General features: G+C 61.7%; 16 protein-coding genes. 14 read left to right on the plus strand and 2 right to left on the minus strand.

The window, feature by feature from the left end; all coding sequences use genetic code 11:
• Window positions 1–692 precede the first annotated feature (692 nt).
• On the plus strand, window positions 693–1,622 hold the full coding sequence (locus J1G37_RS28140; protein WP_242551780.1) for a hypothetical protein: 930 nt from the start codon (window positions 693–695) through the stop codon (window positions 1,620–1,622).
• Between the two features lie 97 nt (window positions 1,623–1,719).
• Window positions 1,720–3,018, plus strand: coding sequence for a hypothetical protein (locus J1G37_RS28145; protein ID WP_207046983.1), 1,299 nt, complete (start codon window positions 1,720–1,722; stop codon window positions 3,016–3,018).
• A gap of 3 nt (window positions 3,019–3,021) precedes the next feature.
• Here the strand turns inward: J1G37_RS28145 and J1G37_RS28150 are convergent, their stop codons facing one another.
• Window positions 3,022–6,300, minus strand: coding sequence for an EAL domain-containing protein (locus J1G37_RS28150; RefSeq protein ID WP_207046986.1), 3,279 nt, complete (start codon window positions 6,298–6,300; stop codon window positions 3,022–3,024).
• Between the two features lie 66 nt (window positions 6,301–6,366).
• Window positions 6,367–7,257: a LysR family transcriptional regulator gene (locus J1G37_RS28155; protein ID WP_207046987.1), complete on the minus strand. Its 891-nt coding sequence runs from the start codon at window positions 7,255–7,257 to the stop codon at window positions 6,367–6,369.
• A gap of 140 nt (window positions 7,258–7,397) precedes the next feature.
• Here J1G37_RS28155 and leuC point away from each other — a divergent pair, with 140 nt between their 5' ends.
• From leuC to J1G37_RS28215, 12 genes are all read left to right on the plus strand, one after another.
• On the plus strand, window positions 7,398–8,816 hold the full coding sequence (gene leuC, locus J1G37_RS28160) for a 3-isopropylmalate dehydratase large subunit (RefSeq protein WP_124525733.1): 1,419 nt from the start codon (window positions 7,398–7,400) through the stop codon (window positions 8,814–8,816).
• Between the two features lie 10 nt (window positions 8,817–8,826).
• Window positions 8,827–9,471: a 3-isopropylmalate dehydratase small subunit gene (leuD, locus tag J1G37_RS28165; protein ID WP_032888286.1), complete on the plus strand. Its 645-nt coding sequence runs from the start codon at window positions 8,827–8,829 to the stop codon at window positions 9,469–9,471.
• Window positions 9,472–9,616: 145 nt separating this feature from the next.
• Window positions 9,617–10,381: a class I SAM-dependent methyltransferase gene (locus J1G37_RS28170; protein WP_207046989.1), complete on the plus strand. Its 765-nt coding sequence runs from the start codon at window positions 9,617–9,619 to the stop codon at window positions 10,379–10,381.
• 53 nt (window positions 10,382–10,434) lie between these two features.
• Window positions 10,435–11,517, plus strand: a complete 1,083-nt coding sequence (gene leuB / locus J1G37_RS28175; RefSeq protein WP_017737859.1) for a 3-isopropylmalate dehydrogenase — start codon at window positions 10,435–10,437, stop codon at window positions 11,515–11,517.
• 64 nt (window positions 11,518–11,581) lie between these two features.
• Window positions 11,582–12,694 (plus strand): aspartate-semialdehyde dehydrogenase, encoded by a 1,113-nt coding sequence (gene asd / locus J1G37_RS28180; RefSeq protein WP_159958745.1) that lies wholly within the window; start codon window positions 11,582–11,584, stop codon window positions 12,692–12,694.
• A 231-nt stretch (window positions 12,695–12,925) separates the two neighbouring features.
• A complete protein-coding gene (locus J1G37_RS28185; RefSeq protein WP_207046991.1) occupies window positions 12,926–13,936 on the plus strand; it encodes an aspartate-semialdehyde dehydrogenase in 1,011 nt (336 codons plus the stop codon).
• A gap of 162 nt (window positions 13,937–14,098) precedes the next feature.
• Complete coding sequence (locus tag J1G37_RS28190) at window positions 14,099–16,669, plus strand: FimV family protein (RefSeq protein WP_207046993.1); 2,571 nt, start codon at window positions 14,099–14,101, stop codon at window positions 16,667–16,669.
• Between the two features lie 194 nt (window positions 16,670–16,863).
• Window positions 16,864–17,688, plus strand: coding sequence for a tRNA pseudouridine(38-40) synthase TruA (truA, locus tag J1G37_RS28195; RefSeq protein WP_207047003.1), 825 nt, complete (start codon window positions 16,864–16,866; stop codon window positions 17,686–17,688).
• A gap of 63 nt (window positions 17,689–17,751) precedes the next feature.
• On the plus strand, window positions 17,752–18,372 hold the full coding sequence (locus J1G37_RS28200; protein WP_207046995.1) for a phosphoribosylanthranilate isomerase: 621 nt from the start codon (window positions 17,752–17,754) through the stop codon (window positions 18,370–18,372).
• A gap of 244 nt (window positions 18,373–18,616) precedes the next feature.
• Window positions 18,617–19,537: an acetyl-CoA carboxylase, carboxyltransferase subunit beta gene (accD, locus tag J1G37_RS28205; RefSeq protein ID WP_017737853.1), complete on the plus strand. Its 921-nt coding sequence runs from the start codon at window positions 18,617–18,619 to the stop codon at window positions 19,535–19,537.
• On the plus strand, window positions 19,534–20,841 hold the full coding sequence (gene folC / locus J1G37_RS28210; protein ID WP_207046997.1) for a bifunctional tetrahydrofolate synthase/dihydrofolate synthase: 1,308 nt from the start codon (window positions 19,534–19,536) through the stop codon (window positions 20,839–20,841). The genes accD and folC overlap by 4 nt, the downstream gene beginning before the upstream one ends.
• Window positions 20,825–21,484 carry an SPOR domain-containing protein gene (locus tag J1G37_RS28215; protein ID WP_207046999.1) on the plus strand — a complete coding sequence of 220 codons (660 nt, stop codon included), beginning with the start codon at window positions 20,825–20,827 and terminating at the stop codon, window positions 21,482–21,484. The genes folC and J1G37_RS28215 overlap by 17 nt, the downstream gene beginning before the upstream one ends.
• The last annotated feature ends 220 nt before the right edge of the window (window positions 21,485–21,704 follow it).

The raw sequence follows: 21,704 nt of genomic DNA on the forward strand, positions 1-21,704 counted from the left end.
TGGTCCCGCAGCCGCAGGTCAGGGTCGTGCCGCAAACCGAAACCACGCCTGGTGTCTTGCCCAAGCCTGACGCGACGCCGAAACCTGCTGTGGTCCCGCAGCCGCAGGTCAGGGTCGTGCCGCAAACTGAAACCACACCTGGTGTCTTGCCTAAGCCTGACGCGACGCCGAAACCTGCTGTGGTCCCGCAGCCGCAGGTCAGGGTCGTGCCGCAAACCGAAACCACGCCTGGTGTCTTGCCCAAGCCTGACGCGACGCCGAAACCTGCTGTGGTCCCACAGCCGCAGGTCTTGGTCGTGCCGCAGCCCGAGACCAAACCTATCGCGCCCAAGCCCGAAGTGTTTTCGCCGCCCGTGGCTACAGTGGTACCGAAAACCGATCCCAAACCCGACTGGGTACCCAAGTCTGACAAGCCGCCTCTACCCGCAGTGACACCGGTGCCAACCCCGGCCGTTAAACCGGAAACGGAAATCCGTCCCAAAGTTGACCCTGATGTCCCGTTGCCCAAGCCTGAGCCTGACTTGACGAGCCCGGGACCTGCACAGGACAGATTTGATCGCAGGGATTGGTATTCAGGTACACGTAGGAAGTACCCGTTTTAAATCATTTCGTTTCATCTAGTTAGATAAATTATTAAGCAGGTACCTCTCCAGTTAATTGCAGTCGGGGCGGTATCTGCTCATGGAGCTTTTATGTCTATTAGTTCAATTAATAGTATTTCTGCAGTGATGGATGCGCGTCAGGTAATACCGCTTGAATCGTTGGTTGCAAGTAATTCTGTACTCGAGCCGTGCAAGGAGTTTCGCCCTGCCGCGATGAGAGTGGATACCGCAGTTGTTGAAAACAATACTGATATGCTCAATAAACTGGCGATGCTGTTTACTGCGTTCTTTAATCAGCTGATGGGGTTGATGGGCGAAAAGAAAGACCCGCGCACCGTTGATATTACGCCCAAGCCGAAGCCTGAGGTTGCCCCTCAGGTCACGCCAGTGCCAGCGCCACCACGGCCCAAGCCCGAGGCGAATATTCCAGGTCTGTCGAGCGCGCGCAATGGAACAAAGCCCAGGGATATCTGGGGCGGTTTCCGCCAGGGCCCCGACGGCAACTGTGTGACGGTGTCTGCCATCAAGGCGGCCATGCACCGATTTGGGCAAAGCCCTACGGACATTTACAAGGAGGTCACAAAAATTGCCGGGGGCTACCGGGTGGTCATGCGGGACAACTACTCACTCACCCTGACTGAGCTCGAATTGAAGCAAGGGGCACGGGGTGCACAATTTATCGGGCCCGATAAAGAGATGCTCAAGGATGCGCAGTTTTTATTCGCCGTCAGTGCCAAGCGCGCCCAGATGGAGAACAACGACCGCACGGCGGGCCGCAACTACAACGCCGCGATTAGCAGCCTCAACAATGGTGAGGATGAGACGGGGCCGGGCGAGGGGTTCAAGCGACTTGGGTTGACCAAGCATATGAAGCGGGTATCGGTAGGCGAGCTCGCCAGAGGCCAAGTGGGTATGTGTAACCGGACGGGGCACTCGGTGGCGGTGATTGATGGTCGTGAAGAGTTGTGGGGGCGCAAGGGCGGGGCACCGAGGCGAGGGGATGCCGTCGCCTTGATCTGACCGTCGTTTGGCTGATGTGGAACGTATCAAGCAGCCAGTGATAGTCCTGGCTGCACGTTTACAGGCGCCGTTTTTGTTTGTGGTAGGAACCCAGTGTATGAATACTTCTATGTATAGCCCTTCTGTTTACGCGCCACCGCTAAAGCCTGGGACCATGCCAGTGGTTGATCAGGCGAGTGCGGGGGAAAGAAACGCTGACATCCTCCGCGCGTTCGACGCAAGCGAACGGCGGTTTGGCGAGAACTTTGACTGCAGCACCCATGCCGCTGTGATCAAAATGATGATGATGGCCTTTGGCAAAACGCCGCAGGATATGTTTGACCAGGTCAGGCCTGTTGCCGGTGGGTATGCCGTTACCATGAAAGATGAGTTCAAGGTACAGCTCTCCCATGACGAATTGCGGCAAGCATCCCTCGCGTCGCGCTTCAGCGGTGAAGATCCAGAGGCTGTCAGCCATGCCAATTTCGTGTTTGCGGCGTTCGTAAAGCGCAAGCAAGTGGCCGGGGGTTATCCCAGTTTCGAGGCGGCCCTGGCAAAAACCCTGGAGGGTGAGACAAGCCTTAGATGTCTGCAGGGGATGGGGGTATATGGGCTGTCGCACTATGTATCTGCACAAGAGATGGTGGGTGAGGGTGTGGCGGGTGTGTTGGAGACCCATAGCCGGGGGAGTGCGTTTGTGCTCGATGGGGTAAAGCACCGCTACGGTGAAAGGCGTCGTGCCGACCAGGGGTACGGGTATCGGCTGTTCAACCACAACGCTGTGCCTGCGGCGACTCGGCAACGCCATGACAATGCCGCCGAGCCCAGCCGGCGAGTAGGAGCAAAACCCAAGGATATCTGGTCGGGTTTCTATCAAGGCGTAGAGGGCAATTGCGTCACGGTATCGGCGATCAAGGCTGCCATGATGCGGTTCGGGCAGAGCCCCGCAGACATCTACAAAGAGGTTAGCGCCACGCCCACGGGCTATGACGTGATCATGCGCGATGGTGTCAGGGTGTCCGTGAGTCACGACGAACTGAGCAGGGCCAGGCGCGGGGCTCAGTTGCGCGGCAGTGATCAGGCGCTTCTGGACGATGCCAACTTCCTGTATGCCGTGAGCGCCAAGCGTGCGCAATTAGAGAACAACGACTTCCGAGGCAACCAGGGATTCGACGTGGCCATGGACACGCTCAACGACGGTGAATGGCCAGGTGAGGCATTACGCCGGCTGGGCCTGTTTGGGTACGTGCGCGAAAGTGATGCCCGCGAACTGGCTGCCGGCGCGATTGGCACCCTGGCCAATAGCTGGCACTCGGTCGTGGTGGTTAATGGGGTGCTCGACCTCTATGGGGTAAAGCATGACCTGGGATCCTCACGCTGGATGACCAACGGGTTGCGCGCTTTGAAGCTGGTGTGACCGCTAGCTGAGCAGTTGCCTGAATTGCGCGATCGGCAACGGCCGGCTATGCAAATAGCCCTGGAACACGTGGCACCCCAGCATTTGCAGGAACGCCAGTTGCTCCGGGGTCTCCACGCCTTCGGCAATGACTTCCAGGTTCAAGCTGCGGGCCATGGCCACAATGGCGCGGATGATTTCTGCGTCGTTGGGGTCGTGGGTCGCATCGCGCACAAACGACTGGTCGATCTTCAGCGCATCCACCGGCAAGCGCTTGAGGTAGGTCAGCGACGAATAGCCGGTGCCAAAATCATCCATCGCAAAGCTGACGCCGAGTTTTTTCAGGCGGCGCATCTTGGCCACGGTGTCGTCCAGGTTCTGGATCACGATGCCTTCGGTAATCTCCAGTTTCAGCAGGCTGCAGGGCAAGTCGTGTTGGTTGAGGCTGCGCTCCACCCGCTCGACGAAGTCGTTCTGGCGAAACTGCCGGGGGCTGATGTTGACGCACAGGCTGAATTTGAGTGGGTCGATCAGGCCGTCCGCAATCAATTGCTGGAACGCCGCGCAGGCCTCGTCGAGGATCCAGGTGCCCACTTCCAGGATCAGCCCGCTGTCTTCCAGTACCTTGATGAATTCCGTGGGTGACTGCGCCCCCAGCTGCGGATGCTGCCAGCGCACCAAGGCTTCGGCGCCGATGATCTGGTTGCCGCGCGCATCCACCTGGGGTTGGTAATGCACGCTGAACTCCCCGCGGGACAAGGCCAGGCGCAGGTCGGTCTCCATGCGCAACCGTTCGCTGGCGGTTTTCTGCATGCTGTTGTGGAACATCTGCGTGGTATTGCGCCCGGAGTCCTTGGCGCGGTACAGGGCGATGTCGGCACGCTTGAGCAGGTCGGCCGGGGTGGAGCCGTGGTCGGGGATCAGCGCCACACCGATACTCGGCGTGACCTGCAAGCGATGGCCGTCGAGAAACATCGGCTCCGAGAGCAATTCGCGCAAGGTGTCGGCCAGTTCCTGCACCTGGTTGCTGACTTCGTTGCGGGTGCCGTCCAGCCCGCTGAGCAGCACCACAAACTCATCGCCGCCCAGGCGCGCCACGGTGTCTTCCATGCGCACGCTGGCTTCCAGGCGGGCGGTGACGATTTTCAGCACGGTGTCGCCCACCGGGTGGCCGAGGGAATCGTTGATGTGCTTGAAGTGGTCGAGATCGAGGAACAGCAACGCACCGCGCAGGTTGTGGCGCTTGAGCAGGGCGATCTGCTGGCTCAGGCGGTCCATCAGCAGGGCGCGATTGGGCAGGTTGGTCAGTGGATCGTGGTACGCCAGGTGGCGGATTTGCGCCTGGGCGTTTTTCAGCAGGCTGACATCACGGGCTGTCAGCAGCAGGCAGGGCATTTCATTGAGGGTGATCGGTTCGACCGAGACTTCCACCGCCAGCACGTCGCCGCGTTTATTGTGCCAGAGCATTTCCAGGTGATGGATGCGCCCCTTGATCTGCAACTCGGCGAGCAGTGCGGCGCGCTGGTTTTCGTCAGCCCAGATGCCGATCTGGTACAGCGTGAGCCCGATGGCCTCTTCGGCGCGATAACCGGTCAGGCGGCAAAACCCGTCGTTGACCTCCACATAACGGCCAGTGTCGCGCTCGGTAATGGAGATCGCGTCGGGGCTGGAATGGAACGCCTTGGCGAATTTCTCTTCGCTGGCCTTGAGCGCCGCTTCCGAGCGTTGCTGCTGGGTAATGTCGCGCAAGGTAGTGACGATGCACGGCTGGTCGCTGACCGTGATCAATCGGCTGGAGATCACGCAAGTCAGGCTCTGGCCGTCCTTGTGGTGGACGACGATGGCCACATTGCTCAATGACTGCTCGCGAATCACCCGTTCGATACGTTGCAGGCGTTTGCTGGAGTCGTCCCACAGGCCGATCTGCTCGGCGCTCTTGTCGATGACCTCGGCGGCGGCCCAGCCAAAGGTCTGGGTAAAGGCGGGGTTGATCTCGATAAACATACCGCTGTCCAGGGCGGTGACACAGATGGGGTCGGGGCTGGCCTGGAACAGGCTGGCGAATTTCTCTTCGGAAGCGCTCAGGCGTTGTTCGCGCTCGACCTGGTCGGTGATGTCCAGCAAGGTGCCGGCCATGCGCAGCGGCTTGCCGGCCTCATCGCGATAGAGGCGTGCACGGCTTTCCAGGTAGCGCGGGCTGCCGTCTTCGACCTGTACGCGGTAGGTCAACTGGTAGTTGCCGTCTGGGCCTTCGCGCAGGCTGCGGTAGGCGTTGCGCATGCCTTCGCGGTCTTCATCGGACATGCCCTCGAAAAACGCATCGAAGGATTCGTGGAACGGTTCGGGCGGCAGGCCGTGCAGTTGGGCGGCGCGGGCCGAGCCGTAGAGCATGCCGGTGGGGATGTGCCAGTCCCAGGTGCCCAACTGCGCGGAGTCCAGGGCCAGGTCCAGGCGTTCCTGGCTGTCCTTGAGGGCTTGTTCGGCGTTCTTGCGTTCGGTGGTGTCGAGAAAGGTGCTGATCAGGTACGCCTCGCCGTCCAGCTCGACCTTTTGCGCACTGAGGGTGCCATCGTGGATCTGGCCGTTGCTGGCGCAGAACTGCACCTCCATGGTGATCGGCTCGCCCTTGCGCTGGGTGGCCTTGACCAGTTGCGCACGTTGTTCGGGGTGGCGCCACAGGCCCAGGTCCAGGGTGGTGCGGCCGATGGCATCGGCGACCGGCCAGCCGAAGTGAATCTCGAAATACTGGTTGGCCTCGCTGATCAGGCCGTCGGCCTGGCGGGTCAGTAGCACCATGTTCGGGCACAGGTGGAACAGCGTGGCGAAGCGCTTTTCGGAGTGGCCGAGGGCGTTTTCCCGCTCACGCTGGTGGGTGATCTCACGGATCACCCCGATCATTCGGCGGCGCCCGCTCTTGTCCGGCGCCAGGCTGCCGTTGATTTCCAGCCAGTGGAAGCTGCCGTCGGGCCACTGGATGCGATGGCGCATCGCCTGTTCAAACGGCTCGCCGGCCAGCACCGCATGGAAGGCCCGCACGACTTTGGCGCGATCAGCCGGGGCGAGCAGGTCGAGGTAATCCAGATCCTTGGGTAGGGGGGCGCGGGGATCGAAGCCGAACAGCGCCTGGGTGCCCCGCGACCAACTGATTTTTCCCGTGTCGATTTCCCAGCACCATGCGCCCAGCCGAGCCGCATTCAGGGCGGCCAGCAATTGCGGCGCACTGTCCCAACTTTGTTCCGCCTCTTGGGGGTCAAGGGCGTAAATGCGGGGCAACGGTGGCACGGAATCGACAGGGTTGCGCATTATCAAAGGGCCTTGGCTCGATGGGCGTAAGGCGCGGTTTTACTTAAACCTTGAGGCCGCACAGCTTCATGCCGGTGTCCCTGGCAGATCGACCTGTGCATCCAATAGGCTCATGAAAGCCCGCGCAGCGTTCGACAGCGTCCTTTCGGTGTGCACGATATAGCCTAGCTGGCGACTGAGTTGTATGCCTGGCAAAGCGATACTTGCGACCTGATCATCGAGCATGGTGCGCGGCAAAACGCTCCAGGCCAGGCCGATGGACACCATCATCTTGATAGTTTCCAGGTAGTTAGTGCTCATCGCGATATTCGGCGTGAGGCCCTGGGCTTCGAACAATCGGCTGACAATATGGTGTGTAAAGGTGTTGCCGCCGGGGAAAACCGCCGGGTGGCCGGCAATATCGGCCAGGCTGACGCGGCCGTTGTTGATCAGGCTGTGCTCGGGGGCCACGACAAAATCCAGCGGGTCGTCCCACACCGGGGTGGCGCGCACCAGGTGGTGGGGATCGGGCGCCAAGGTGATCACCGCCACTTCGGCGCGGCCGTGGAGGATTTCTTCGTAGGCCACTTCCGAGTCCAGGAACTGAATATCCAGCGCCACGTTCGGGTATTCCCGGGTGAAGGTGCGCAATATCGGAGGCAGGCGGTGCAGGCCGATATGGTGGCTGGTGGCCAGGGTCAGGCGCCCAGTGACTTCGCCGGTGAGGTTGGTCAGGGCGCGGCGCGTGTCGTCCAGCACGTTGAGGATCTGATAAGCCCGTGGCAGCAAGGCCCGTCCAGCTTCGGTCAAGCCGACTTCGCGACCCAGGCGGTCAAACAGGCGCACCTTCAATTGCTGCTCCAGCCCGGCGATGCGTTTGCTGATGGCCGGTTGGGTCAGGTGCAGGCGCTCGCCGGCGCCGGAGAAACTGCCGGTCTCGGCGATGGCAATAAAGGCATTGAGGTTGGCCAGGTCCATTGTAGTATTCCAGTTGGTAATCCAAAGCATAAAAAATATGAATTTGAGTTATTTAATGTAGCGCCATACCATCAGCCTCACAAGCCAAAGGGTTATTGAAATGCCCAGGGCATAGAAAGACCGATGATGAGGACCGACTGATGGCCGGCAAAACGCTTTACGACAAGCTTTGGGATTCCCATGAAGTGAAACGGCGCGACGATGGCTCGTCGCTGATCTATATCGACCGTCACATCATCCATGAAGTGACCTCGCCCCAAGCGTTCGAAGGCCTGCGACTGGCTGGGCGCAAGCCTTGGCGCGTCGATTCCATCATCGCCACCCCGGACCACAACGTACCGACCACCCCTGAGCGCAAGGGCGGCATCGACGCCATCGTTGATACCGTTTCCCGTCTGCAAGTGCAGACCCTCGACGACTACTGCGACGAATATGGCATCACCGAATTCAAGATGAATGACGTGCGTCAAGGGATCGTCCACGTGATCGGCCCGGAACAGGGTGCGACCTTGCCAGGCATGACCGTGGTCTGCGGCGACTCCCATACCTCGACCCACGGTGCGTTCGGCGCCTTGGCCCACGGCATCGGCACGTCCGAGGTGGAGCATGTGTTCGCCACCCAGTGCCTGGTCGCCAAGAAAATGAAGAATATGTTGGTGAAGGTCGAAGGCCAATTGCCCTTCGGCGTGACCGCCAAGGACATCGTCCTCGCCGTGATCGGCAAGATCGGCACTGCCGGCGGTAACGGCCATGCCATCGAATTCGCCGGTAGCGCGATTCGCGACCTGTCCATCGAAGGCCGCATGACCATCTGCAACATGTCCATCGAAGCCGGTGCCCGCGTCGGCATGGTGGCGGCGGACGAAAAGACCGTCGAATACGTCAAGGGTCGTCCTTTTGCACCGGCCGGTGCCGATTGGGATGCCGCGGTCGAAGCCTGGAAAGACCTGGTCTCCGACGCCGATGCGGTGTTCGACACCGTGGTTGAACTCGACGCTGCCCAGATCAAGCCGCAAGTCAGCTGGGGCACCTCGCCGGAAATGGTGTTGGCCGTTGACCAGAACGTGCCGGACCCGGCCAAGGAAGCCGACCTGGTCAAGCGTGGTTCCATCGAACGCGCCTTGAAATACATGGGCTTGCAGGCCAACCAGGCGATCACCGATATCCAGTTGGATCGCGTGTTCATCGGTTCCTGCACCAACTCGCGGATCGAAGACCTGCGCGCTGCGGCGGTGATCGCCAAGGGCCGCAAGGTGGCCTCGACCATCAAGCAAGCCATCGTGGTGCCGGGCTCGGGCCTGGTCAAAGCGCAAGCCGAAGCCGAAGGCCTGGACAAGATCTTCCTCGAAGCCGGTTTTGAATGGCGTGAGCCGGGCTGCTCGATGTGCCTGGCGATGAACCCGGACCGCCTGGAGTCGGGCGAGCATTGCGCGTCCACCTCTAACCGTAACTTCGAAGGGCGCCAGGGTGCCGGTGGGCGTACCCACCTGGTCAGCCCGGCCATGGCCGCTGCGGCTGCCGTCAACGGTCGTTTCATCGACGTTCGCGAATTGATCTGAGGAATACCCGATGCGTGCTTTTACACAACACACCGGCCTTGTCGCTCCTTTGGATCGTGCCAACGTCGACACCGACCAGATCATCCCCAAGCAGTTCTTGAAGTCGATCAAACGCACCGGTTTCGGCCCGAACCTGTTCGACGAGTGGCGCTACCTGGACGTGGGCTACGCCTACCAGGACAACTCCAAGCGCCCGCTGAACAAGGACTTCGTGCTCAACGCCGAGCGTTACCAGGGGGCCAGCGTGTTGCTCGCCCGGGAAAACTTCGGTTGCGGTTCCAGTCGTGAACACGCGCCGTGGGCCCTGGAAGAATATGGCTTTCGCAGCATCATCGCGCCGAGCTATGCCGACATCTTCTTCAACAACAGCTTCAAGAACGGCTTGCTGCCGATCATCTTGACCGACGAGGAAGTCGACGAGTTGTTCAAGCAGGTGGAAGCCGATGTGGGCTACCAGTTGACCGTCGATCTGGCAGCGCAAACCGTGACCCGCCCGGATGGCAAGGTGTATCACTTTGAGGTGGATGCGTTCCGTAAGCACTGCCTGATCAACGGCCTGGACGATATCGGCCTGACCTTGCAGGACGGGGATGCGATTGCGGCGTTTGAGGCCAAGCACCGGGCTAGTCAGCCTTGGTTGTTTCGCGATGCCTGATTGGCGCTAAGCCGTGCGGGCCCCATCGCGGGCAAGCCCGCTCCCACATTGATCGGTGTTCTTCTGAACAACTCGGTCAACTGTGGGAGCTGGCTTGCCTGCGATAGCGCCCGTACAGCCACCCAAAAACCCAAGGAAAACCACCATGACCAGCACCGCCCACACCCAAGTCGTGCAAAAACAATTCGGCGAGCAAGCCTCGGCCTACCTGAGCAGTGCCGTGCACGCCCAGGGCACCGAATTCGCGCTGCTCCAGGCCGAACTGGCCGGGCAGGGCGCTGCACGACTGCTGGATCTGGGCTGCGGCGCCGGTCATGTCAGCTTCCATGTGGCGCCACTGGTTAAAGAAGTGGTCGCCTACGACCTGTCCCAACAAATGCTCGATGTGGTAGCGACCGCTGCCAACGACCGTGGCCTGGGCAACATCCGCACCGTCCACGGCGCCGCCGAACGCCTACCGTTCGCCGACGGCGAGTTCGACTTCGTGTTCAGCCGCTACTCGGCCCACCACTGGAGCGACCTCGGCCTGGCCTTGCGCGAAGTGCGTCGTGTGCTGAAACCGGGCGGTGTTGTGGCCTTTGTCGACGTCTTGTCACCGGGCAGCCCGTTGTTGGACACTTACCTGCAAACCGTCGAAGTGCTGCGCGACACCAGCCATGTGCGCGATTACTCCGCCGCCGAGTGGATGCAACAGCTCAGCGAGTCCGGTTTGCATGTACGCACCAGCAGCCGCCAGCGCCTGCGCCTGGAGTACAGCTCGTGGGTCGAGCGCATGCGCACACCCGAAGTGTTGCGCGCTGCCATCCTGGCGTTGCAACAGGCGATGGGCCAGGAAGTACGCGACTACTACGAAATTCAAGCCGACGGCACCTTCAGCACCGACGTGCTGGTGGTCTTCGCCGAACGCTGATTGATTTTTCCCGACCTGCCCACGGGCGGGTCGCTTGATGAAATGAGGAACGCATGAGCAAGCAGATTCTGATTCTCCCTGGCGACGGTATTGGTCCGGAAATCATGGCCGAAGCGGTCAAGGTCCTGGAACTGGCCAACAGCAAGTACAGCCTGGGCTTCGAGCTGAGCCACGACGTGATCGGCGGCGCGGCCATCGATAAGCACGGCGTACCGCTGGCTGACGAAACCCTGGACCGCGCCCGCGCGGCCGACGCCGTACTGCTCGGCGCCGTGGGTGGCCCGAAGTGGGACAAGATCGAGCGTGACATCCGCCCTGAGCGCGGCCTGCTGAAAATCCGTGCCCAACTGGGTCTGTTCGGCAACCTGCGCCCGGCGATCCTCTACCCGCAACTGGCCGACGCCTCGAGCCTCAAGCCGGAAGTGGTCGCGGGCCTCGACATCCTCATCGTGCGTGAGCTGACCGGCGGTATCTACTTCGGCTCGCCACGCGGCGTGCGCGAGCTGGAAAACGGCGAACGCCAGGCCTACGACACCCTGCCGTACAGCGAGAGTGAAATCCGCCGTATCGCCCGCGTCGGTTTCGACATGGCCCGCGTGCGTGGCAAGAAGGTCTGCTCGGTGGATAAAGCCAACGTGCTGGCTTCCAGCCAACTGTGGCGCGAAATCGTCGAAGAAGTGGCCAAGGACTATCCGGACGTTGAACTGAGCCATATGTACGTCGATAACGCCGCCATGCAACTGGTGCGTGCGCCGAAACAGTTCGACGTGATCGTCACCGACAACCTGTTCGGCGACATCCTGTCCGACCAGGCGTCGATGCTCACCGGCTCCATCGGCATGCTGCCGTCGGCGTCCCTGGACACCAACAACAAGGGCATGTACGAGCCTTGCCACGGTTCGGCGCCGGACATCGCGGGCCAGGGCATTGCCAACCCGCTGGCGACGATTCTGTCGGTGTCGATGATGCTGCGTTACAGCTTCAACCTGAGCGACGCGGCCGATGCCATCGAGCAAGCCGTGAGCCTGGTGCTGGACCAGGGTTTGCGCACCGGCGACATCTGGTCGCAGGGTTGCACCAAAGTCGGTACGCAAGAAATGGGCGACGCAGTAGTCGCCGCGCTGCGGAATCTGTAATCTCTCGGGCCCGCTTGCAGTTGTTGCTGCAAGGCGGCCCACTTTTTAACAAGGTGTAGTTGCGATGAAACGTGTAGGTCTGATCGGTTGGCGCGGTATGGTCGGTTCCGTGCTCATGCAGCGGATGCTGGAAGAGCAGGATTTCGATCTTATTGAGCCGGTGTTTTTCACCACTTCGAACGTTGGTGGCCAAGGGCCGTCCGTGGGCAAGGATATCGCCCCGCTCAAGGACGCCTACAGCATTGAAGAGTTGAAGACCCTCGACGTGATCGTGACCTGTCAGGGTGGCGACTACACCAGCGAAGTCTTCCCCAAGCTGCGTGAAGCCGGCTGGCAGGGTTACTGGATCGACGCCGCATCGAGCCTGCGCATGCAGGACGACGCCGTGATCATCCTCGACCCGGTGAACCGCAAGGTCATCGACCAGCAGCTGGATGCCGGCACCAAGAACTATGTCGGCGGCAACTGCACCGTCAGCCTGATGCTGATGGGCCTGGGTGGTTTGTTCGAAGCCGGCCTGGTGGAATGGATGAGCGCCATGACGTATCAGGCGGCCTCCGGTGCCGGCGCGCAGAACATGCGTGAGCTGATCAAGCAGATGGGCGCGACCCACGCCGCTGTTGCCGATCAACTGGCCGACCCGGCCAGCGCGATCCTCGACATCGACCGTCGTGTGGCCGAAGCCATGCGCAGCGATGCGTACCCGACCGAGAACTTCGGCGTGCCATTGGCCGGTAGCCTGATCCCATGGATCGACAAAGAGCTGCCGAACGGCCAGAGCCGCGAAGAGTGGAAGGCCCAGGCCGAGACCAACAAGATCCTCGGTCGCTTCAAGAGCCCGATCCCGGTGGATGGCATCTGCGTGCGCATCGGCGCCATGCGCTGCCACAGCCAGGCGCTGACCATCAAGCTGAACAAGGACGTGCCGATCGCCGATATCGAATCGTTGATCAGCTCGCATAACCCTTGGGTCAAGCTGGTACCGAACAACCGCGACATCAGCATGCAGGAGCTGAGCCCGACGAAGGTCACCGGCACCCTGAATGTACCGGTGGGCCGTCTGCGCAAGCTGAACATGGGCAGCCAGTTCCTCGGTGCGTTCACGGTTGGCGACCAACTGTTGTGGGGCGCGGCTGAACCGCTGCGTCGCATGCTGCGGATCTTGCTGGAGCGTTGATCGCTTGAGGCAATCAAGAAACCCGCGTTCTGGTGACAGGCGCGGGTTTTTTGTTGTGCTTTCGGGCCTCATCGCAGGCAAGCCAGCTCCCACATTTTGATGTGTGAATACATTCAAGTGTGGGAGCTGGCTTGCCTGCGATGAGGCCATCAGCCCCACCACAAAAACTGGCCCAATTACCCCACCACCCGGTAAAGTGCCGCTCCCCCCGCAATGCCCGAGGCAGCCCCCATGACCCAGACCTTTGAAATCGCCGTGATCGGCGCCACCGGCACCGTCGGTGAAACCCTGGTGCAGATCCTCGAAGAGCTGGATTTCCCAGTGGGCACCCTGTATCTGCTGGCCGGCAATAACTCGGCTGGTGCCTCGGTGCCGTTTCGCGGCAAGAACCTGCGGGTCAAGGAAGTCGACGAGTTCGACTTTAAAAAGGTGCAACTGGCGTTTTTTGCCGCGGGGCCGGCAGTGACCTTGAGTTTCGCCCCGCGCGCCACGGCGGCCGGTTGTGCGGTGATCGACCTGTCGGGCGCCTTGCCGGCTGAGCAGGTGCCACCGGTGGTGCCAGAAGCGAACGCGCACGTATTGAACGGCCTGAAAAAACCGTTCCAGCTCGCCAGCCCAAGCCCGTCCGCCACCAACCTGGCGGTGGTCCTGGCGCCCTTGTGCGGCTTGCTGGATATTCAGCGCGTCAGCGTTACCGCCAACCTGGCGGTGTCTGCCCAGGGGCGTGAAGCCGTGAGCGAGCTGGCGCGACAAACTGCTGAACTGCTGAATGTGCGTCCGCTGGAACCGAAGTTTTTTGATCGGCAAATGGCCTTCAACCTGCTGGCACAAGTCGGTACGCCAGACGCCCAAGGTCATACAGCCTTGGAGAAACGTCTCGTACACGAACTGCGCGCTGTGCTGGAATCTCCTTTACTAAAGATTTCCGCAACTTGCGTTCAAGCCCCGGTGTTTTTTGGCGATAGCCTGACTGTGTCGTTGCAACTGGCCGCGCCGGTCGATCTCGCCGCCGTTAACCGCGCACTCGACGCAGCGCCGGGTGTAGAGCGGGTGGAGGAGGGTGACTACCCAACCGCCGTTGGCGATGCGGTAGGACAAGACGTTGTGTATGTAGGACGGGTTCGCGCCGGGGTGGACGATGCGGCGGAACTAAATCTGTGGTTGACGTCAGATAACGTACGCAAAGGCGCGGCACTGAATGCCGTACAGCTGGCGCAGTTGTTGATAAAAGACCTTGTGTAAAAGATACTTGGCGGCAATTTTTAGATTGATTCTAACCAGGCGCTATGCTTGGCCCCAAGCTGGAAAAGTTGCGCGTCGGTGACCTATCGGCTCGCCATGCCTAATGGCAGCGGTTACCAACCTTCTCGCAGGCCGGGGAGTGTTCAAACAAAGGATGAGGCTATGGTTCAAGTTCGCAAACTGGTGTTAGCAATAGCGGCCGCCTCGGCGCTGTCCTCCGGTATGGCGCAGGCGCTGCAACTGGGGGAAATGACCCTCAAGTCGCAGTTGAACCAGCCGTTGTCGGTGGAAATCGAATTGCTCGATGTCGGCGGCCTCACGGCTTCCGAGATCACGCCGAGCCTGGCTTCGTCCCAGGCGTTTGTGGATGCGGGCGTCGATCGCCAAGCATTTCTGAATGATCTGGTGTTTACACCGGTGATCAATCCCAGCGGCCGCAGTGTGGTACGCGTCACCTCCAGCAAGCCGTTGCCTGAATCCTACGTACGTTTCCTGTTGCAGGTGCAGTGGCCCAACGGCCGCCTGATGCGCGACTACAGCGTGCTGCTGGACCCGGCCAAGTTTGACCAGCCGGCCGTAACAGCGCCGGCACCGCGTGTGTCTTCGCCGGCCAGTCCCGCGGCGGCCAGCCCCGCGCCTGCCGCGAGCAAAGCGGCGCAGCACACCACCACTTCCCGCGACACCTTGTGGGAAATTGCCGCGAAGAATCGCAATGGCGGCTCGATCCAGCAGACCATGCTGGCGATCCAGGCACTTAACCCCGATGCCTTTATCGACGGCAATATCAACCGCCTGAAAACCGGTCAGGTCCTGCGCCTGCCGGACACCGTACAAAGCACCGCCCTGGCGCAACCCGAGGCGATTGCCGAAGTGACGGCGCAAAACGCCGCCTGGCGCCAGGGCCGTCGCGGGGCGACCAACCAGGTCGCAGGCAAGCAGCAACTGGATGCCACCAAGCGCACCCAGGCGGGCAATGCACCGTCGAGCACCAACGCCAAGGACAACTTGAGCCTGGTCTCGGCCGAGTCCGCCAAGCAGGGCGCAAAAGGCAAGGCCGCTGATGGCAGGGCCTTGAGCGACAAGCTGGCAATGACCCAGGAAGAACTGGACACCACCCGTCGTGATAACGCCGAGCTGAAAAGCCGCGCAGCGGACCTGCAAAGCCAGTTGGACAAGCTGCAAAAACTGATTCAGCTGAAGAACGATCAACTGGCGCGCCTGCAAGCGGAAAAAGGCGACCCGGCGGCAGTGCCTGCGGTGATTCCCGCGCAGTTGGCCGGTGAGCCGGCCGCAGTAGCGCCGGCAGCTCCATCTGCACCGGCTGCCACGCCTGCACCGGCGGCCCCTGCGCCGGAGCCAGTCAAGCCTGAAGCGGCCCCTGCCAGCAATGAAGGCCAATTCAATGACCTGCTGACCAACCCGGTGGTCCTCAGCGTGGTGGGTGGCGCGGCCGCTCTGGTGGCGTTGTTGTTACTGCTGCTGGTGTTGCGTCATCGCAACGCCCGTCGTGAAGAGGAAAAGCACCTGCGCATGGCTCGTGCCCTGGCCGAAGAGCCGGAGTTCACCTCGAACATCGACCAGGACCTGCCACCGGACAGCTTCGAAGGCCTGGAAGTGCCGGCGCCGAGCGTCAAGCTGGCGGCGGCTCCAGCACCGGCTCCAGTGGTTGAACCGGCCGTTGTGGTGCCGACCGTTGCCTCGGTGCTCGCGCCCCTGGCGGCGGCCGTGGCTCCGGCCAACGCCAATGATGCGTTGGCCCAGGCGCAATCCCTTCTCGATCGTGGCCACCTGAACCAGGCCGCCGATGTGTTGGAGCAGGCGATCAAGCAAGAGCCCAAGCGCGGCGACCTGCGCTTGAAGCTGATGGAAGTCTACGGCCTGCAGAATGACAAGGACGGCTTCGTCACCCAGGAGCGCCAGCTGGTGGCCAATGGTGACAACCATGCCCAGGTCGAGCTGCTGAAGTCACGTTTCCCGGCGATGGCCGTGCTGGCGGCGGGCGTGAGCGCCGCAGTGGCCGCCGCCGCCCTGGATGCGCAATACGTCAAGGACCTGCTGGAAGACAAGCCAGCCGCGCCGACGCCAGAGCCTGAGGCCTTCGACACTGATTTCGACCTGAGCCTGGATGACCTGGAAGCGGCATCGCCTGCCGAGGTCAATCCCGAGGACGTTCTGACCTTCGAATCCGCACTGCAACAACAGGTAGAAGCGAAGGCTGCTCCGGACGATCTGTCGGACTTCGACCTGGACCTGCAACTGGATGCACCGGCATCGGCGCAGTCCGATGACGATTTCCTTTCCGGTCTCGAAGAGCAGATGCAGGGCGCACCTGCGGTAGAGCCGCCAACCCTGGCGCCTGCTGCACTGGATGATTTCGAGCTGCCGGAAGACTTTGATCTGTCCCTGGCCGATGAGCCGGAAGCGGCTGCCAAACCTGACGCCTTTGCGTCCGAGCTGGACGATGTCAACGCTGAACTCGACCGCTTGTCCCAGAGCCTGGAGCATCCGCCGATCGAGCCGTCCTTTACCGCTGAAGATGCGGCGCTGGGTGGCGACGAACCGGAGTTCGACTTCCTGTCCGGCACTGATGAGGTGGCGACCAAGTTGGATCTGGCTCAGGCCTACATCGATATGGGCGATGCGGACGGCGCGCGGGACATCTTGTCTGAAGTGCTCACCGAAGGTGATGAGTCTCAGCGTGGCGAAGCCAAGGAAATGCTCGGCCGCATTTGACGAACAACGAAAATCCACTGTGGGAGCGGGCTTGCCCGCGAAGGCGTAGTGTCAGTCAATGATGTCGTGACTGAGTGACTGCCTTCGCGAGCAAGCCCGCTCCCACATTTGGGCGGCCATCTTTATAATGACCGCCTTTGTGCAACTCATCAGGCTCTCAGTTCTTGGCAAATATAGATAACGCGGCCGCCGAAATGGCGGCCGCAGGCTTTTACCGCATCGCCCTGGGCGTGGAATACAAAGGTTCGCGCTATCGCGGCTGGCAGCGCCAGGCATCGGGCGTGCTGACGGTGCAGGAAACCCTGGAAAAGGCCCTGTCGAAAGTTGCTGATTCACCGGTTTCGCTGATGTGCGCCGGGCGTACCGACGCCGGCGTGCATGCCTGTGGCCAGGTGGTGCACTTCGACACCCAGGCCGAGCGCACGATGAAGGCGTGGGTGATGGGCGCTAATATCAACTTGCCCCATGATGTCAGTGTCAGTTGGGCCAAGATCATGCCGGCGCACTTTCATGCGCGCTTCAAGGCCATCGCCCGGCGTTATCGTTATGTGATCTACAACGATCAGATCCGCCCGGCGCACCTCAACGAAGAAATCACCTGGAACCACCGCCCCCTGGACGCCGAGCGCATGGCCGAGGCCGCGCAGCATCTGGTCGGCGTGCATGACTTCAGTGCGTTCCGCGCCGGCCAGTGCCAGGCCAAGTCGCCGATCAAGGAGGTCCACCACCTGCGGGTGACGCGCCACGGCAAGATGATCGTGCTGGATATCCGCGCCGGTGCGTTCCTGCACCATATGGTGCGCAATATTGCCGGCGTGCTGATGACCATTGGCACCGGCGAGCGCCCGGTGGAGTGGGCCAAGGAAGTGCTGGAAAGCCGTGTTCGCCGGACGGGCGGTGTCACAGCCCATCCCTTCGGCCTGTACCTGGTGGACGTGGAGTACCGCGACGAGTTCGAGCTGCCGGAACGTTTCATCGGGCCACACTTCCTCACAGGTTTCAGCGAACTTGGCGGCTGACGCCCGGAAAAGCTTTTGTTACCATCCGGGACTTTCTCGGCCCAACCCTGAGGTTTCCACGATATGCCAGCCGTTCGCAGCAAGATTTGCGGGATTACCCGCATAGAAGACGCGCTGGCGGCAGTCGAGGCGGGGGCGGATGCCATCGGTTTTGTGTTTTATGCCAAGAGCCCTCGGGCGGTGAATGTGCTGCAGGCGCGGGCGATCATCGCTGCGCTGCCGCCTTTCGTCACCACCGTGGGCTTGTTCGTCAATGCCAGCCGCTGTGAACTCAACGAAACCCTGGATGCCGTACCGCTGGACATGCTGCAATTCCATGGCGACGAAAGCCCTGACGAATGCGAAAGCTACCAGCGTCCGTATATCAAGGCGTTGCGGGTCAAGGCTGGGGACGATATCACCGCCGCCTGCGCCGCTTATTCGGGCGCTCGCGGGATCCTGCTGGATACCTACGTCGAAGGCGTACCCGGTGGTACGGGCGAGGCGTTCGACTGGACGCTGATTCCCGAAGGGCTGAGCAAGCCGATCATCCTGGCGGGTGGGCTCGATCCCGTGAATGTCGCGGCAGCCATCGAGCAGGTGCGCCCGTATGCGGTGGACGTCAGTGGTGGCGTGGAGCAGGGCAAGGGCATCAAGGATCACGGCAAGATCCGCGCATTCATGCAGGCTGTGCGCGGGATGTGACGGCTGGCAGTCTGCCGCCGTCCATAACTACCACTGTGTAAAACAGCCCGGTGCCGCCTGTGGGTGGCCCGGAAATGAAGTGGCAACCCTGCACTGGCAGGTTGTCTGGAAGGCTGAGGATGCATGCGGGAAATGGCTGGTCGAACGTCTGACCCCGTCCAGCATGTGTCATCGCCACATATGAATTTAGCTCAAGGGCATACGCGGGGCTGTGTTCAAGCCACCGGTACTGGAGAAAGAAAGCATGAGCAACTGGTTAGTAGACAAACTGATCCCTTCGATCATGCGTTCCGAGGTGAAGAAAAGCTCGGTTCCTGAAGGCCTGTGGCACAAGTGCCCATCCTGCGACGCGGTGCTGTACCGTCCGGAGCTGGAAAAGACCCTGGACGTTTGCCCCAAGTGCAACCACCACATGCGTATCGGCGCCCGCGCCCGCATCGACATCTTCCTGGATGCCGACGGCCGTGCCGAACTGGGCGCTGACCTGGAGCCGGTTGACCGTCTCAAGTTCCGCGACAGCAAGAAGTACAAGGACCGCCTGACCGGCGCGCAAAAGCAGACCGGCGAGAAAGACGCGCTGATCTCCGTCAGCGGCAAGCTGCTGGGCATGCCCGTCGTGGTGTCGGCGTTCGAGTTCTCTTTCATGGGCGGCTCCATGGGTGCCATCGTCGGTGAGCGTTTTGTGCGCGCTGCCAACTATGCCCTGGAAAACCGCTGCCCGATGATCTGCTTCGCCGCCTCCGGTGGTGCGCGCATGCAGGAAGCGCTGATCTCCCTGATGCAAATGGCCAAGACCTCTGCGGTGCTGGCGCGTCTGCGTGAAGAAGGTATCCCGTTCATCTCCGTACTCACCGACCCGGTCTACGGCGGCGTTTCCGCCAGCCTGGCCATGTTGGGTGACGTGATCGTCGGCGAGCCAAAGGCCCTGATCGGCTTTGCCGGCCCGCGTGTGATCGAGCAGACCGTGCGCGAAAAACTGCCGGAAGGCTTCCAGCGCAGCGAGTTCCTGCTGGAGCACGGCGCCATCGACCTGATCATCCCGCGCGGTGAACTGCGTCCACGCCTGGGCAACCTGCTGGCACAAATGATGGGCCTGCCGACGCCTGTGTACGTCGCGCCTAAAGTAGAACCGATTGTCGTGCCGCCGGTGCCAGCAAACCTATGACCCAACGTACCCTGGGCGAATGGCTCGCCTACCTTGAGCAGTTGCATCCGTCCGCCATCGACATGGGCCTGGAGCGCTCGCAACAGGTAGCGGCCCGCCTCGGGTTGGGCCGGCCGGCACCGCGCGTGATCACGGTGACCGGCACCAATGGCAAAGGCTCTACCTGTGCCTTTGTCGCTGCGCTGCTGCAGGCTCAAGGCCTGAAAGTCGGCGTGTACAATTCTCCGCACCTGCTGCGCTACAACGAGCGGGTGCAGCTCAATGGCGTCGAAGCCACGGATGAGCAACTCTGCGAAGCCTTCGCCGCGCTCGACGCTGGGCGAGGCGAGATTTCCCTGACTTACTTCGAGATGGGCACCCTGGCGGCGTTCTGGCTGTTCGAGCGTGCGCAGCTGGACGTGGTCGTGCTCGAAGTCGGCCTGGGCGGTCGCCTGGACACGGTCAACGTGGTGGATGCCGACCTGGCGTTGGTGACCAGCATTGGCGTGGACCATGCTGATTACCTGGGCGATACCCGTGAGTCCGTTGCCTATGAAAAGGCCGGGATCTTCCGTCAGGGCAAGCCTGCGCTGTGTGGTGATATTGATCCGCCGCATACCTTGCTGGACAAGGTGCGCGAGCTGGACTGCCCTTTCTTCCTGCGTGGCCGCGAATTCAATCTTGAAGTCGGTGAGCAGCACTGGCAATGGCGCGGGCGTGATGCGCGCGGCCAGGTGGTGGAGTTGCGCGACCTGCCGCTGCTGAACCTGCCGATGGAAAACGCCGCGCTAGCGTTGCAGGCCTACCTGTTGCTGGATCTACCGTGGGATGCCGGGCAGATTGCGGCGACCTTGCAGGCCACTCGGGTGGTAGGACGCCTGGATCGCCGTGCGTTCGAGTGGGAAGGCAAGCGCCTGAACCTGCTGCTGGATGTGGGGCATAACCCGCATGCGGCTGAATACCTGGCGCGGCGCCTGTCGCGTACGCCGCCGGTCGGTCGCCGCCTTGCGGTATTCGGCTTGCTGGCTGATAAGGATCTGGAGGGCGTGGTTGCGCCGTTGCTGGATGATGTCCAGGCCTGGGCGGTAGCGCCGCTGGATTCGCCGCGTAGCCGTCCGGCTGTTGAGCTGGCGGCGGCGTTGCAGAACCTTGGCGCGTCCGTGGCGTCGTATGCAAGCGTCACCGCTGCCCTCGAGGCGCAGTGTGCCGTAGCCACGCCTGATGACGAAATTTTGTTGTTCGGATCATTTTATTGTGTTGCCGAGGCGCTTGAGTGGTTGGCCCGGCGCTCCACGGAGGAAGCTGCACATGGCATTACTGGATAGCGCATACAAGCAGCGAATGGTCGGAGCCCTGGTGCTGGTGGCGTTGGCGGTGATTTTCCTGCCGATGCTGTTTTCCCGCGAGGATGAGCAACGCCAGGTCGTGGTTGAAGCGCCCGCTGCGCCGCAGGTGCCTGTGGTGCCTCAGGTGCAGGTAGAACCGGTGGTGGTGCCGGAGCCGCAGGCCTTGCCTGAGGAAGAGCCGGTGCCCACCGATGCTGAAGTCGCCGCGCAAACCGCACCGTCGATGCCGGTGCAGCCAAGCGTGCCGGTGGTCAAGCCAGCGCCGGCGCCTGTCGTGGCGGCCAAACCTGCCGCTCCGGCACCCGCGCCCAAGCCTGTAGCGCCGCAACCCGCCGCGCCGGGCAAGCCGGACGTGGGGCAGAGCCGAATCGACCCGAATGGCCTGCCGATCAGTTGGTCGATCCAGCTGGCCAGCCTGGCCAATCGCGAGAGCGCCGACGCCTTGCAGAAAAAGCTGCGTGCCCAGGGCTACAACGCCTACATCCGCAGTGCCGACGGCAAGAACCGGGTGTTTATCGGGCCGCTGATCGAGCGTGCCGAGGCGGATCGCCTGCGTGACTTGTTGGGGCGCCAGCAGAACCTCAATGGTTTTGTGGTGCGTTTCCAGCCTGAGCGCGGTTGATCGACGCAAGTTTTTCAGTGAAATGCAGGCCAAGTGTGGGAGCTGGCTTGCCTGCGATAGCGGTCCATCAGTCAGCATCTCATTGGCTGAGCCACCGCCATCGCAGGCAAGCCAGCTTGTGTCTTTCGCCGGGATTAGACTGTGGATGAGAGCGGTGGATGGCAAGCTGACCGACAGCGGTGCTTGAAGCACGTGTGGGAGCCTAAGCTGCCATCCACCT

This window comes from Pseudomonas sp. Marseille-Q1929 (assembly GCF_017316265.1).
Taxonomy (GTDB): Bacteria; Pseudomonadota; Gammaproteobacteria; order Pseudomonadales; family Pseudomonadaceae; genus Aquipseudomonas.

Bases quoted from the DNA above. Each gene is read 5' to 3' on its own strand.
- J1G37_RS28190 (WP_207046993.1), top strand. From the start codon at position 14,099: ATGGTTCAAGTTCGCAAACTGGTGTTAGCAATAGCGGCCGCCTCGGCG.
- asd (WP_159958745.1), top strand. From the start codon at position 11,582: ATGAAACGTGTAGGTCTGATCGGTTGGCGCGGTATGGTCGGTTCCGTG.
- J1G37_RS28155 (WP_207046987.1), bottom strand. From the start codon at position 7,257: ATGGACCTGGCCAACCTCAATGCCTTTATTGCCATCGCCGAGACCGGC.
- truA (WP_207047003.1), top strand. From the start codon at position 16,864: ATGGCGGCCGCAGGCTTTTACCGCATCGCCCTGGGCGTGGAATACAAA.
- leuC (WP_124525733.1), top strand. From the start codon at position 7,398: ATGGCCGGCAAAACGCTTTACGACAAGCTTTGGGATTCCCATGAAGTG.
- J1G37_RS28150 (WP_207046986.1), bottom strand. From the start codon at position 6,300: ATGCGCAACCCTGTCGATTCCGTGCCACCGTTGCCCCGCATTTACGCC.
- J1G37_RS28145 (WP_207046983.1), top strand. From the start codon at position 1,720: ATGAATACTTCTATGTATAGCCCTTCTGTTTACGCGCCACCGCTAAAG.
- accD (WP_017737853.1), top strand. From the start codon at position 18,617: ATGAGCAACTGGTTAGTAGACAAACTGATCCCTTCGATCATGCGTTCC.
- leuD (WP_032888286.1), top strand. From the start codon at position 8,827: ATGCGTGCTTTTACACAACACACCGGCCTTGTCGCTCCTTTGGATCGT.
- J1G37_RS28140 (WP_242551780.1), top strand. From the start codon at position 693: ATGTCTATTAGTTCAATTAATAGTATTTCTGCAGTGATGGATGCGCGT.
- leuB (WP_017737859.1), top strand. From the start codon at position 10,435: ATGAGCAAGCAGATTCTGATTCTCCCTGGCGACGGTATTGGTCCGGAA.
- J1G37_RS28185 (WP_207046991.1), top strand. From the start codon at position 12,926: ATGACCCAGACCTTTGAAATCGCCGTGATCGGCGCCACCGGCACCGTC.
- folC (WP_207046997.1), top strand. From the start codon at position 19,534: ATGACCCAACGTACCCTGGGCGAATGGCTCGCCTACCTTGAGCAGTTG.
- J1G37_RS28170 (WP_207046989.1), top strand. From the start codon at position 9,617: ATGACCAGCACCGCCCACACCCAAGTCGTGCAAAAACAATTCGGCGAG.
- J1G37_RS28215 (WP_207046999.1), top strand. From the start codon at position 20,825: ATGGCATTACTGGATAGCGCATACAAGCAGCGAATGGTCGGAGCCCTG.
- J1G37_RS28200 (WP_207046995.1), top strand. From the start codon at position 17,752: ATGCCAGCCGTTCGCAGCAAGATTTGCGGGATTACCCGCATAGAAGAC.